The organism is Arthrobacter glacialis (assembly GCF_002909415.1).
Lineage (GTDB): Bacteria > Actinomycetota > Actinomycetes > Actinomycetales > Micrococcaceae > Specibacter > Specibacter glacialis.
Genome location: NZ_PPXB01000011.1, coordinates 97,398 through 110,828, shown reverse-complemented (window position 1 = coordinate 110,828; position 13,431 = coordinate 97,398). Strand labels below are relative to the sequence as shown.

At 62.3% G+C, this 13,431-nt stretch carries 11 protein-coding genes; all 11 read left to right on the top strand.

The features are described from left to right. The first annotated feature begins 220 nt into the window (after nt 1-220). A complete protein-coding gene (locus tag CVS28_RS13930) occupies nt 221-1,066 on the top strand; it encodes an NAD-dependent epimerase/dehydratase family protein (RefSeq protein WP_103481911.1) in 846 nt (281 codons plus the stop codon). Nucleotides 1,067-1,104: 38 nt separating this feature from the next. Then, nucleotides 1,105-2,136, top strand: coding sequence for an aldo/keto reductase (locus CVS28_RS13925; protein WP_103481910.1), 1,032 nt, complete (start codon nt 1,105-1,107; stop codon nt 2,134-2,136). A gap of 1,066 nt (nt 2,137-3,202) precedes the next feature. Next, nucleotides 3,203-3,334, top strand: a complete 132-nt coding sequence (locus CVS28_RS20315) for a hypothetical protein (protein ID WP_279325074.1) — start codon at nt 3,203-3,205, stop codon at nt 3,332-3,334. Nucleotides 3,335-3,642: 308 nt separating this feature from the next. Next, complete coding sequence (locus tag CVS28_RS13920) at nt 3,643-4,743, top strand: LacI family DNA-binding transcriptional regulator (protein ID WP_103466639.1); 1,101 nt, start codon at nt 3,643-3,645, stop codon at nt 4,741-4,743. Nucleotides 4,744-4,893: 150 nt separating this feature from the next. Next, a complete protein-coding gene (locus tag CVS28_RS13915; protein ID WP_103481909.1) occupies nt 4,894-6,555 on the top strand; it encodes an ABC transporter substrate-binding protein in 1,662 nt (553 codons plus the stop codon). 3 nt (nt 6,556-6,558) lie between these two features. Continuing rightward, nucleotides 6,559-7,539 (top strand): ABC transporter permease, encoded by a 981-nt coding sequence (locus CVS28_RS13910; RefSeq protein WP_103481908.1) that lies wholly within the window; start codon nt 6,559-6,561, stop codon nt 7,537-7,539. Then, nucleotides 7,536-8,453, top strand: coding sequence for an ABC transporter permease (locus tag CVS28_RS13905; RefSeq protein ID WP_103466636.1), 918 nt, complete (start codon nt 7,536-7,538; stop codon nt 8,451-8,453). The genes CVS28_RS13910 and CVS28_RS13905 overlap by 4 nt, the downstream gene beginning before the upstream one ends. After that, the gene (locus tag CVS28_RS13900) at nt 8,450-10,135 is read left to right on the top strand and encodes an ABC transporter ATP-binding protein (RefSeq protein ID WP_103481907.1); all 1,686 of its coding nucleotides are present in this window, start codon (nt 8,450-8,452) and stop codon (nt 10,133-10,135) included. Before CVS28_RS13905 ends, CVS28_RS13900 begins: the two co-directional genes overlap by 4 nt. 35 nt (nt 10,136-10,170) lie before the next feature. Further along, complete coding sequence (locus CVS28_RS13895; protein ID WP_165788163.1) at nt 10,171-11,004, top strand: alpha/beta fold hydrolase; 834 nt, start codon at nt 10,171-10,173, stop codon at nt 11,002-11,004. 33 nt (nt 11,005-11,037) lie between these two features. Further along, the gene (locus tag CVS28_RS13890) at nt 11,038-12,219 is read left to right on the top strand and encodes a glycoside hydrolase family 1 protein (protein WP_103466633.1); all 1,182 of its coding nucleotides are present in this window, start codon (nt 11,038-11,040) and stop codon (nt 12,217-12,219) included. Nucleotides 12,220-12,353: 134 nt separating this feature from the next. Beyond that, nucleotides 12,354-13,430 carry an FUSC family protein gene (locus CVS28_RS13885; protein ID WP_133159142.1) on the top strand — a complete coding sequence of 359 codons (1,077 nt, stop codon included), beginning with the start codon at nt 12,354-12,356 and terminating at the stop codon, nt 13,428-13,430. The last annotated feature ends 1 nt before the right edge of the window (nt 13,431 follow it).

Below are 13,431 nucleotides of genomic sequence, written 5' to 3'. Positions count from 1 at the left end.
GCACCACGAGTGTGCCTGGTGCGGTCGCAAGCCGACACCTCTGAATTTGGGAGTACACCGCCGTACCCAATCCCGGCCTAGGGGTGGGCTTATCAGTCCTAGGAAGAACAGGGTGTGGCACAGTTGCTGACACGGCATCTGGAAGTGGATAGCGTAGCTTGCGGAGACCCTAGGGTGGCCGGCAGAGCAGAGATGCAATGATCTAGTTTAAGGAGTCCCGATGAGAATTGCAGTAACAGGCGGAAGCGGAAAGCTGGGTCGCCACGTGGTGCGCAGGCTGACTCAGGACGGGCACCAGGTGATGAATCTGGACCTCGCCGGGGAGCGGAGCCCGCAGCTGGTCGTCGTGGACCTGCGCAACTACGGCCAGGTTCTGGACGTCCTTTTGGGACTGGATGACAGGCACAGCGGCTTCGACGCCGTGGTGCACCTGGGTGCCATCCCAGCACCCGGCATCCTCCCGGACGCTGCCACCTTCGAGAACAACATGCTCTCCACCTACAACGTGTTCCAGGCGGCCAGGAGGGCGGGGATCAAGAAGGTGGTGTACGCCTCCAGTGAGACGGTGCTGGGACTGCCGTTCGACGTCGACCCTCCCTACCTGCCGGTCGATGAGGGATACCCGGCCCGACCGGAAAGCACCTACTCACTGGTGAAACACCTGGAGGAGCAGATGGCCATGGAGCTGACACGCTGGGATCCGGAGTTGAGCATTGTTGCGCTTCGCTTCTCCAACGTCATGGATGTCCAGGACTATGCTGCCTTCCCGGCCTTTGACGCAGATGCCAGGGCGCGCAAATGGAACCTGTGGGGGTACATCGATGGCCGGGACGGCGCGCAGGCTGTGGCGCGGGCGCTTGACAATGGCCAGCCAGGATTTCAGGCCTTCATCATTGCCAACGCCGACACCGTCATGCTCCGTTCAAGTGCCGCCCTTGCCGCCGAGGTGTTCCCGACGGTGGAGGTGCGCATGGAACTCAGTGAACACCAGACCCTGCTTTCCATCGACAAGGCACAGCGACTGCTGGGATTTGCCCCGGAGCACAGCTGGCGTGACCACCAGTAGCACCACCCACCATCCCGATCGACAATTACAGGAGCATCATGCAATACCGCACATTGGGCAACAGCGGCGCAGTGGTTTCCAACTATGCGCTGGGCACCATGACGTTTGGGGCGGAGGCCACTGAGGAAACCTCCCACGCCATCCTTGACTACTATGTGGCATCCGGCGGCAACTTCATCGACACCGCCGACGTGTACAGTGCCGGATTGTCCGAGGAAATCATTGGCCGCTGGCTGGCTCAACGGCCGGGAGTGCGAGAGCAGATGGTTGTTGCTTCCAAGGGCCGTTTTCCCATGGGAAGTGCCCCGAACGACGTCGGCACCTCCCGCCGCCATCTGACGCGCGCCTTGGATGATTCCCTGCGTCGCTTGGGGGTGGAACAGATCGACCTGTACCAAATGCATGCCTGGGACCCCATCACACCCCTTGAGGAGACGCTGCGCTTCCTGCACGATTCAGTCAGCCAAGGAAAAATCGCATACTACGGTTTTTCCAATTTCCTGGGTTGGCAGCTGACGAAGGCTGTCCACCTGGCCAAGGCCCATGGCTGGAGCGCGCCGGTTACTCTGCAGCCCCAGTACAGCCTGTTGGTCCGGGAGATCGAGTTGGAGATTGTCCCGGCCTCCCTGGATGCCGGGATCGGCCTGTTGCCGTGGTCCCCGTTGGGCGGCGGCTGGCTCTCCGGCAAGTACAAGAGGAACGCGCCGCCCGCCGGCGCCACGCGCTTGGGTGAGAATCCGCAGCGTGGCATGGAGGCGTGGCAGGAACGCAATGACGATCCCCGTACGTGGGACGTGATCGGAGCCGTGGAAGGGATCGCCGCAGACCATGGCGTGAACGCCTCGCAGGTGGCGCTGGCCTGGCTGGCAGACCGCCCCGCTGTAACGTCTGTGATCCTCGGTGCACGAACTACTGAACAGCTGGCAGACAATCTTGCCGCGACGGCTCTGGAACTTTCCGCGGAGGAGTCCTTGCACCTTACCGACATTAGTCAGCCCCGCGTGGGTGTCTATCCTTACGGCCCCAAGGCCCAGGAGCAGCGATCCCGCAAGATCCAAGGCGGCCGGTAGACACTGTGGCCGCCGCCTACTGTCAGTGGATTGCCTGGGACTCGACGGGCTGTGCCGATCTTTGCATCCACATTGAGGGGCGCTCGAGCGGTTCGAACCCGAACACGTCCGGTACGTGCCAAAGTTTCGGAATCCGCCCATCGCCACATCTTGCGATGCGCGGGATCTTCCCTTCGCCCAGACACTTTCTTCGATGAGCCACTGGTGAACCTTATGTCCTGTCAATGTCGGCGCTCCTTGAAGAGAAGTAATAATCCGGATTCATCCCACCGTCCAATCACAGGAGGAGTCGCTGACGCTGGACCAGAGCTAGCGCGACGGCGGCGGACAAGGTTTCACACCGTCGAGTCATGCCACTCACCCAGCTCTGATCACTGGAACCAGCAGGGATACTCAACTTGGGTCACCGCTCGGGACCGGGACCCTTCCGCATTGCCCGAGCAATGGGCCATGGGTTGGTACTGCAACCGTCATGGAGCTGCCGGGAATGTGCAGCAACCGAACGGGAATCATGCCGCGCCGATGACTATTAATTAATATTCAAGAATATTTCTCGGGGGACTGGATTTATGCGCGCTTTGTGCTGTAGCTTATGTATTAGTCCCCGACGATTCTGTCCGGGATGTTCGCGTGCAATCGAAGGGAGGCAATGATGTTTACACTTATCAAGTCCGGAGTTATCGGCTCCCGTCATGCCCTGCCCGGCACGCCTGTCAATCGCCGTCATATCTAAAACCATGACCGCGTAGGGCCGCCGCCGCAAGGCTGCCCGGCCCGGGCTGCGCTCATGCAGCCACTTTCAGACCGACTTTCTCTGGTCATTCGCCGCACCCAAAGCTGATACAGCTCCACAACTCGCGACTCCTTTTTGAGATTGACGAGTTGTGGCCGGCTGCTGCACAAGAGCATTTTTCGCCGGCCTGATAACACGCACAAAACCACTCGCGCTCTTTTGTGCTCTCATAATGCCGTTTTCTAATTCTTTCTGAAATATCTGGAAGGGCTTTATTTGTCGCGCCACAATATGTCCAACAATTCACTCCGAGCCTTGAAAGGAGGTGCCGCCATGAACCCCAAACCCATAAAGTCGACGATTAAGAGGATCTTCTTCACGCCCGTGGATCAGCAAAAGTTCGATCAGCTTCGAGACCGCCAGTATCGCGAGATCGTGCGTGTTGACCTGTTCAACATCCGGTAGGTTCCCCTGCCATCGCAGCCGTGCCGTTGACGGCACACCCTTGAAAGGAGGAGCCGAAATGACCATTACACATTTCGTTCATCCCGCTCCAGCACTGCGTACGCTACGGTGCACCTCGCGCCGGACCGTACACAGCAAAACAGCCCGTGCTGGCCAGCACGGGCTGTTTTGCGCCCGGTGAAGAACCCAGTTTGGTGGTGACACCTGCCTGCCCGTAGGACTCACTCCTCTAGTATTGAAGCTGGCGCTTTCCCTCTCCGTGGCACACGGGTCCGAAGGGCGCCCATGATCAAGCGAGGGGAGTACCAGTGACTAAGGCCCCAACGGTCTACGACGTCGCCGCTGACGCCGGAGTTTCGATAGCAACGGTTTCGAGGGTGCTGAGGCGTCCGGAAGACGTTCGTGCATCGACTCGCGAACGAGTCATGGACTCGGTCCGGGACCTCGGTTACGTCCCCAGTGGCTCGGCCAGAGGTCTCGCAGCACGTCGCACCGGCGCCCTCGGGCTCTACTTTCCTGGCTTTGACGCCATGGACGACATGGGGGAGCTCAGCGACCTTTTGGCCGACGCGTCGCCAAGCTACTCGTTTGTTGACGATGTTGGCGCCGCCCCAGAATCGCACCAGTTCAACCTGTACTTCGATGAAGTGTTGCGTGGCGCGGAACTTGAAGCATGGCGCCGCGGGTTCGCGCTCACAGTCGCCGTCGGCCGGGGTGGGCTCGCTGCCGATGCCGCACGAGACATGGCTGGTCGCGTCGATGGCCTGCTGGTGCTTGCCCAAAGTGTTCCTGACGCAGCGCTGGAGCAGTTGGCCCGGCGCATCCCCATCGTGGTGCTCGCAAGCGCGGCGCACAGTGGAGCCTTCGACAGCGTGACGGTGAGCAACCACGAGGGAATGCACGCCCTCACCGCGCACGTGATCGACGACCTGGGCATCCGTGACATCGCCTATGTAGCGGGACCGCTCGATTCGCCTGACGACAACGACCGCTGGGCTGGCTTCGAGTCTGCGCTGCTGGAGCGCGGCATGGATCCTGGAAGGGTGCGGTTGCGCCGAGGTGAATTCACGAGGGCCTCCGGCCGCCTTGCCGGAGCGTATCTTCTCGCTTCCGATGCCATGCCCAAGGCCGTCATCTGCGCCAATGACCAGATGGGGCTAGGCGTCCTTGACGCCCTGAACGAGGCCGGCATCCGCGTGCCCCAAGAGGTTGTCGTAACGGGCTTTGATGGCATCGAGGCCGCCAATCTTTCGTCGCCGCGGCTTACCACTGTGCACCAGCCCATGGAGCTTGTGGGCCGTGCCGCCATACAGCTCATGCAGCGCAGGCTGGACGATCCAGAAGCCGAACCGGCCAGCATTCGGCTGCCGGTAAAGGTGCTTTTGCGGGAGAGCTCGGAGGGCTCGTAACACTGCGTGATTGGGCTGTGGGGGTCTTGCGGAACGGCAATGTATGCGCATACACTCTTGGAGATCAGTGGATGCTCAAGGCATCCCGGCGCAGCGCAGCCTTCACGGACTGCCTCGTGACAGTGAAGACATGAGGAAGCAAGAGTGTCAATGACGAACTCGAAAACGCGAACTAAACGAATGTCGGTGATCGCCGGAATCTCCGTTGCAGTCATGCTGATCTCGGCGTGCAGCATTCAGATACAGAGCGAGCCGGACCCCTCGATCCCCGATGACACCATGCTCATTGCCGCGGATAAGGGTTCGCCCATGTTCGAGAAGATCTTCAACCCGTATCTCTTCAACAAGCGGGTTGCGGCGAGCTACATCTACGAGCCGCTCACAGCAGTCAACGTCCTTGACGGGACGCAAACGCCCTGGCTGGCCGAAAAGGTGACGCTTCCGGACGCGCGCACCATCGACTACACGATTCGCCAAGGCGTCACCTGGTCTGACGGTGAGAAGTTCACACCCGAAGACGTGGTGTTCACCTTCAACCTCATCAAGAAATACCCAACGCTGGACATCAAAGGGGCATGGCAGCACATCGAGAGCGTCGAGATCGACGGCGACCACGTCGTGGTGCATCTCAAGGACGACGATGCGCCGGCCGCCGACGTTATCTCGCTGACTCTGATCGTGCCGGAACATATCTGGAAAGACGTAAAGGATCCAGACACCTGGCGGGATGAGAGCCCGGTGGGCACGGGCCCGTTCACGGTGGGCAACTTCTCCTCCCAGCAATACACGATGAACAAGAATCAGGACTACTGGCAGGCGGACAAGGTGGAGATCGAACACCTCGTACTGCCGGCGGCCACAAGCGAGCTCGACATCGTGACCAAGGGCTTCGATTGGGCCTACTCGTACATGAGCAACGTCGAGGGCACCTGGGGTGCTGCTAATCCGGACAACAAGAACTGGTTTCCGCCAGGCGGCGTGATCAGCCTGGTGCCCAATCTGGCCAAGGCGCCCTGGGACAACGCCGATCTGAGGCGGGGTATTGCCCTGGCCCTGGATCGGGACAAGATCGCCGACGCTGCCACGGAGGAGTACATGAGCAAAGCCGGCCAGACCGGGCTCATGCTGCCCAACCAGGAATCGGAGCTCAACCCCGACATTCCCAACGACGGTGTCATCGAGCAGGACACCGATGCGGCGCTCGCCTCGCTGGCAAAGGCCGGATACACCCTGGTCGACGGCACCCTGGTCGATGCCAAAGGCGCCCCGTTCACCTTTTCGGTAATGACGGCCAATGGCTACACCGACTGGCTGCGTGCAATCCAAGAGGTGCGCAAGCAGCTCACCGCGATCGGAATCAACATGACCATCAAGCAACCCCAACCTGCCGGCTACCAGCAGTCGATACAGAACGGTGACTATGAGGTGGCGATGGGCGGCATGGGCGGCGGCGACATCTTCCAGGCCTACAACAGCCTGCTCTCGAGCGAGTTCCACGTTAAAGTCGGCGAGCTGGCACCGAGCAACTTCCAGCGTTACAGCAACCCGCAGACCGACGCCTTGCTGGCCCAGTACAAGGAAACAGTCGACCCGGCCAAACAGCTGGAGATCAGCCACCAGCTCCAGCAAATCGTGTACGACCAGCTGCCGGTGATCGGCCTTTACTACGGGGGGCTCTGGGGACTGTACAACACCTCCAAGTTCACGGGCTGGCCCACCGCGGAGGATCCATACGCTCCACCGCAGACCTACGATTCGAGCCCGCTGCTCATCTTCACGAAGCTCAAGCTTGCCACCAAGGACGGTGAATAGTCCATGATGTACGTACTTCGGCGAATCGGCTTCTTCCTGCTTACCCTGTGGGCGGCCGTCACCCTGAACTTCCTGCTCCCGCGCATGATGCCTGGCTCCCCAACGGACGCGGCGATTGCCAAACTCGCCCAGAACGGGCCGGTGACTGACGCGACACGCAAAGCCATCGAGGCCCAGCTTGGGGTGCCGGACGGCAACATCTTCGAACAATATCTCGGATACCTGCACCAGGTCATCACCCTCGACTTCGGTGTCTCGTACACCTTCTATCCGCAGTCGGTCTCTGAAATGATCTGGCAGGCTTTCCCCTATACCGTCATACTTGTCGGGTTCGTCACGATCATCGCCTTCGTGCTCGGAACCCTCATCGGGGTGCTCACCGCATGGAAGCGCAACACCTGGCTCGACGCCCTGCCCACCCTGACCGGCAGCTTTGCCAGCACCTTCCCGTACTTCTGGACGGCGCTGCTGCTGTTGTTCTTCCTGGGCTATGTCCTGCACCTGTTCCCCACCTCCGGCGCCTTCGGACCAACCGCCACCCCGGCGTTAACGTGGGATTTCTTCACGGACGTGCTGTACCACGCGGCTCTTCCGGCCCTCACGATCCTCATTACCTCGCTCGGCGGGTGGATCATCGGCATGCGCAACGCCATGATCAACACGCTTGGCGACGACTACGTGACGTTTGCCGAGGCCAACGGCCTGAAGGGACGCACCGTCGCCATCCGCTATGCGGCCCGCAACGCGATCCTGCCGAACCTCACGGGCTTCGGCCTGGCCCTCGGCGGCGTCGTCGGCGGCTCGGTGCTCGTGGAGCAGGTGTTTGGCTACCCGGGCATCGGCTACCTGCTGTTCAACGCCGTGATCGGCCAGGACTACCCGCTCATGCAGGCACTGTTTCTGATGATCACCGTCAGCGTGCTCATCGCAAACTTCCTCGTTGACATCATGTACGGGGTACTCGACCCAAGGACACGACGATGACAACCACACAGAACCTCACGAGCGCCACGGAAGCAGCAATAAAGCCGCCGCGCAGATTCGCCTTCATCACCCGATCGGCCGCAACCCTGTGGGCCAACTGGAAGTCACGGCTCGGGCTCATCATTCTCGCCTGCTTCATCCTTGTTGCCATCTTCGCGCCCCTTCTGGCTCCCTACGGCGCCTCACAGGATGGTTTCGAACGCAACGCGGACGCCAGCCCGGAGCACTGGTTTGGTACGACGGCGGCGGGCGAGGACGTGCTCAGCCAACTGATCTACGGATCGCAGATCAGCGTTGCTGTCGGCTTCATTGCGGGGCTGCTCTCCACCATCGTTGCCATGGTCATCGGCCTGAGCTGGGGATACATCCGCGGATTCGGCGCCGACGTCATCAACTTCATCGTCAACTTGTTCCTGGTCATCCCCGGGCTGCCGCTCATGATCGTGATCGCCGCCTACCTGCAAAACGGCGGACTCGTCATGATCGTCGCCGTCATCGTCATCACCGGGTGGGCGTGGGGCGCACGCGTGCTGCGTGCCCAAACGCAGACGCTGCGATCCCGCGACTTTGTCACGGCGGCGCGCTTCTCGGGGGAGCCGGCCTGGCGGATCGTGTTCAAGGAGATCCTGCCCAACATGACCTCGATCATTGCCGGCGGATTCTTCGGGGCAGCAACAAGCGCAATCCTCGCCGAGGCCGGGCTCGAATTTCTTGGCCTGGGCGACTCCAGCATCGTCAGCTGGGGCACCATCCTGTACTGGGCACAAAACTCCAACGCCCTCCTGACCGGGCAATGGATACTGCTGTTCGCTCCCGGTCTCTGCATCGCCCTGCTCGCCCTGAGCCTCACGCTCATCAACTTCGGTGTTGACGCGATCAGCAACCCCCGCCTACGTGAAGGGAAGTCACGATGAACCCCATTCTTGAGGTCAAGAATCTCTCTGTGGTCTACGAGTCAAGCGGTTTCAATGCCTTGCAGGCCGTGGACCATGTGTCATTTGCGCTCGAGGCCGGCGAATTCGTCGGCCTGGTCGGCGAGTCAGGCTCGGGCAAGTCAACGCTCGGGCTGGCGATCACCCGGCTGCAGAAACCGCCCGCCCGCACCAACGGCGGACAGATCTTCTTCCGGGGAAAGGACATTCGCGAGCTCGACGCCGAGACATTGCGCCAGCAGCGCCAGGGCGGCTTCGCGATGGTGTTGCAGTCGGGCATGAACGCGCTCAACCCGGTGCGCACCATCCGCAACCATTTCATTGACATCTTCCGTGCCCACGGGCACGTCGGGAAGTCCGGGTGGGACGCCCGCCAAATCGAGCTCATGGAGAAGGTGGGGCTCCCGAAGGAGACCCTCGCCCGGTTCCCGGGCGAGCTGTCCGGCGGCATGCGCCAGCGGGTGTCCATAGCCCTCGCGCTCTCGCTTGAACCGCAGCTGATGGTTTTTGACGAGCCCACCACCGCCTTGGACGTGCTGGTGCAGCAGGCCATCATGGACACCATCAAGTCGCTGCAGAAATCCGAGGGATTCACCGCCGTCCTCATCAGCCATGACCTGGGCGTTGTGCTGGAATCGACGCAGCGGGTCCTGGTCATGCACGAGGGCCGCATCGTCGAAGATGCGCCAAGCCGCGACATTCTTGAGAACCCGCAAGACGAGTACACGCGGATGCTGCTGAGCCACTACGCCGACCCGCGTGCCGAGGTCGTGGAGCTGCCCGGCTTCCCCGATCGGGCCGGCCGGGGCACGTGCGGTGCCGCCAGGACGGCGGGCGCCACTGCGAGGGATGGCCGTTCGTCCGACTCCGCGATCGTGGTCGACCACGTGTCAAAGGTGTACCCGCCGCCGCGCAGGGGCGAACAAGCCGTCACAGCGGTCGATGATGTGTCCTTCACACTCGAACCGGGCCAGTCACTTGCGCTCGTGGGCGCCTCCGGCAGTGGGAAATCGACCATCGCCAAGCTGATCACCGGCATTGAGAAGCCAACTGCCGGCACTGTTGAGTTTGGTCGGCTCGATGTTGCGCAACTTGGCAGGCGCCAGATTCGCGAACTGCACAAAAATGTGCAGATGATCTTCCAGGACCCCTACTCCGCACTGAACCCGCTGCATACCGTCGAATACACGCTGACGCGTCCGGTGGTGAACTTTGGCGGGCTTCGCGGCCCGGCAGCCAGAAAGCGGGTCCTCGAACTGCTCGAGACCGTTGGACTAGCCCCTGTGGAACAGTTTGCCGCCAAGCTGCCACACCAGCTCTCTGGCGGACAGCGTCAGCGCGTGGTCATTGCCCGTGCCCTCGCCAGCAACCCGCAGGTGCTCATCGCAGACGAGCCGGTGTCCATGCTTGACGTGTCACTGCGCGCAGGCGTGCTGGCACTTCTTGAGGATTTGCGTGAGCAGTGGGGCGTCAGCATGCTGTACATCACCCACGACCTGCTCAGCGCCCGGCTCGTGACCGAGAACATCATGGTGCTCAATGGCGGCCGGGTGGTAGAGCGCGGCAACACGGCCCAAGTGCTGCAGCATCCCGAGGATGAGTACACCATCCGCTTGCTGGACGCCGTGCCCAATCCTGCCCGGGCAAGGGGGGCTGCCGTATGAGCCTGGCCAGGATAGACGCGTTCGGGGCGCCCGCCGTGCCCGACGGCGTGTCGGTGGTCGGCATACAGGCCGGCGTCGGCCGGCTCAGCGCCTACCACGCCGAGCCGGTGGGAGAATCGCGGGGAACCGTTCTCATCGTTCCCGGCTTCACCGGGTCCAAAGAGGACTTCCGCGAGTTCCTGCCGAGGCTGTCCGCACTGGGATGGGACGTGTGGGCGTACAGCCAGCGTGGCCAGGGCGATTCTGCTGGGCCGGAGGGCATTGGCAACTACGCCCTGGACCTCTTTGCCGCGGATCTGCTCGAGGTGGCCGCGATCATTGGCAACGGCGCTCCCGTGCATCTGCTTGGCCACAGCTTTGGCGGCATCGTCGCACCGGAGGCCGCAATCGCCCGCCCCGAGGTATTTCTGAGTCTCACGCTGCTTTGTTCCGGTCCGCACGGCTGGCCCGGCCGGCTCGCCGATACGATCGAGGCACTTGCCCAAGGCGGCAGCGTTGGGCTCTGGAACCGGCACAACCCGCATACGATCGGGCTGGCCGACGGTTTGTTGACGCCGGAGGAGGCATTCCTTCGGCTGCGTGCGGTGCGCACCTCGAGCGACAACCTGCTGGCAGGAGCCCAGATACTGCGCACCCACGTTGACAGGAGCACCGAGATTGCCGCAACCGGACTTCCCGTGTTCATCGCCCACGGCGAGCACGACGACGCGTGGCCGATCGAGTGGCAGCACGCCATGGCCCGGCGCATCGACGCGGACTATCAGGTGATTGCCGCCGGGGCGCACTCGCCGCAGCTGGAAGCACCGGGGGCAACTGCCGTCCTGCTTGACCAGTTCTGGGCGCAGCATCCAATAGCCGCCGGTAGTTAACAACTTCATTCACACCGCAACTTCAGGAGTAACATGCTCACCTTTCCCAACGGCTTTTTGTGGGGCGCAGCTACAGCGGCCCACCAGATCGAGGGCAATAACGTCAACAGCAACTGGTGGATGATGGAGCATGCCGCAGGCTCGACCATCGTGGAGCCAAGCGGCGACGCCATGGACAGCTACCATCGCTACCGCGAAGACATGCGGCTGCTGGCCGACGCCGGGCTCAACTCCTACCGATTCAGCATTGAATGGGCACGCATCGAGCCCGAGCGCGGATTTGTGTCGCGCGCGGAGATTGACCATTATCGCCGCATGGTCGACGCCGCCCACGAGTTTGGACTCAATCCGACGGTGACGCTCATGCACTTCACCGTGCCGCGATGGATGTACAACGACGGCTTCTGGCGTGCTGGCGACGCCGCCGACCTCTTCGCCCGCTACACGGAATCGATCCTGCCGATCGTTTCTGATGGTGTTGACTACGTCTGCACCATCAACGAGCCCAATATCGCGGCGATGCTGGCCGGGGGAGAGGACGCGGCCAACCTCGTGGCCTTCGGGCTGCCCAACCCCGACCTGGCCGTGGCGGATGCACTCCTCGAGTCGCACAAGCGCTCCCGCGAGGTTCTCTCCAGTGTTTCGGGCCTCAAAACGGGGTGGACCGTTGCGACGCAGGCATTCCATTCCACCGGCGAGCCCGGTGCCGATGACAAGCTGCACGAATACGGCTATCCGCGTGACGACTGGTACCTTGAGCAGTCGGCAGGTGATGACTTCGTGGGCGTGCAGGCTTACACGCGCACCTTCATCGGACCGAACGGCCCGCTGCCCGTCGCCGACGACGTCGAAACGACGCTTACAGGCTGGGAGTTCTTTCCACAGGCGCTCGAACTCGGTGTGCGCAGCGCGTGGGAACTCAGCGGGGGAGTGCCTGTGATCGTGACGGAGAACGGCATAGCGACGGCCGATGACACCCGCCGCATCGCCTACACCGATGGTGCGCTGCGCGGCTTGCATGCCGCGATGTCCGACGGCGTCGAAGTGCTCGGCTACCAGCACTGGAGCGCCCTGGACAATTACGAGTGGGCCAGTGGCTTCCGCCCTACCTTCGGGCTCATCGCCGTTGACCGGGAGACGTTTGTGCGCACACCGAAGCCCAGCCTCGGCTGGCTGGGAGACGTGGCCAAGGCGAACGGACTGCCGGACGCCTAGCTCGAACTGCCCGCTGCACAGCCCAGTCACAGACATGGAGAAAATTCCGAAAAGGTGATTGGTTGGAGGTAGCACGGAGGGCATGGACCGGTGGGCTGGAAGGCAGGAGCATCGTGGGAGCGTTCGGAACTGGAATGAGATCCACCGTAACTGGGCAACGTGTGCTGCTCGCGGCCAAGACTGCCCTGGCAGTGGGGATTGCCTGGTGGTTGGCGCCCCTGATGCCCGGCGTGGTGGACGACTACCCGTACTACGCCCCCCTGGGTGTTCTGGTCAGCATGTATCCCACGTTCATGGGGTCCGTGCGGACGGGATTGCAAACGCTTTATGGCTTGATGCTGGGAATCCTCCTCGGCGCCGGGGTGCTGGCGTTTGGAACCCCAAACGTTGTCTCTCTTTCTCTTGCAGTGGGAGCGGGAGTACTGCTGGCCGGCTTGCCGCTCCTCGGTGCCGGGCGGGACTACATCCCGGTGGCGACTCTGCTGGTTCTCATTATCGGGGGAAGCCAGGGCCAGGCATTCTCTCTGGGCTACGGCTTCCAAATGGTGCTCGGGGTGCTGGTGGGCTTGATGGTCAACGTAACGATTTTCCCGCCGCTGGCCCTCGACGCAGCACAGGCGCGAATCCGCCGGGCACGGACCATTTTGATTGAACAGCTCGATGACGCCGCGGCTGCCCTTCGTGAGCTGTGGCCGCCCGACCATGAAGAGTGGGCCAGCCGGGGGCGCCTGCTGGAGGACGCCGTCGGAGAAGTCCGTGCAGCCGTGCATGAGGCAGCAGAGAGCCAACGCGCCAACCCGCGGGCCCGGCTCCGCTCCCGCCACCGGATTCTTTCGGACAGCTATGAGGATTTGGCGCTTCTGGAGAACATCACCTTCCATGTTCGGGACCTTTCCGAAGTCTTGGCCGGTGCAATCTGGGAAGGGCCCCTGGAGGTCCGGCTCAGGGATGGGCTGCGGGAGCCGTTGGGGAGCTGCCTGTCCGCGACGGCAGACGTGCTTCGAGCCTGGGATGACGGCAACGCCGGGCCTGATGTTTTCGACGAGGCCGCCAAGAGCCTGTCCAGTCTCACCGATGCGGTCGCCGCCACTCCGGCGTCTGACAGTGCATCACTGGCGCCTGGTGCCACAGTGGCCCTTGATGTCAGACGCATACTCACCGCCCTGCGGCGACGGCTCCTGCCGGACAACAGCGCAGGTGAGGCTGTTTGAG

Coding starts and splice junctions, on each gene's coding strand:
- CVS28_RS13930 (WP_103481911.1), top strand. CDS start 221: ATGAGAATTGCAGTAACAGGCGGAAGCGGAAAGCTGGGTCGCCACGTG.
- CVS28_RS13925 (WP_103481910.1), top strand. CDS start 1,105: ATGCAATACCGCACATTGGGCAACAGCGGCGCAGTGGTTTCCAACTAT.
- CVS28_RS20315 (WP_279325074.1), top strand. CDS start 3,203: ATGAACCCCAAACCCATAAAGTCGACGATTAAGAGGATCTTCTTCACG.
- CVS28_RS13915 (WP_103481909.1), top strand. CDS start 4,894: ATGACGAACTCGAAAACGCGAACTAAACGAATGTCGGTGATCGCCGGA.
- CVS28_RS13910 (WP_103481908.1), top strand. CDS start 6,559: ATGATGTACGTACTTCGGCGAATCGGCTTCTTCCTGCTTACCCTGTGG.
- CVS28_RS13905 (WP_103466636.1), top strand. CDS start 7,536: ATGACAACCACACAGAACCTCACGAGCGCCACGGAAGCAGCAATAAAG.
- CVS28_RS13900 (WP_103481907.1), top strand. CDS start 8,450: ATGAACCCCATTCTTGAGGTCAAGAATCTCTCTGTGGTCTACGAGTCA.
- CVS28_RS13890 (WP_103466633.1), top strand. CDS start 11,038: ATGCTCACCTTTCCCAACGGCTTTTTGTGGGGCGCAGCTACAGCGGCC.
- CVS28_RS13885 (WP_133159142.1), top strand. CDS start 12,354: ATGAGATCCACCGTAACTGGGCAACGTGTGCTGCTCGCGGCCAAGACT.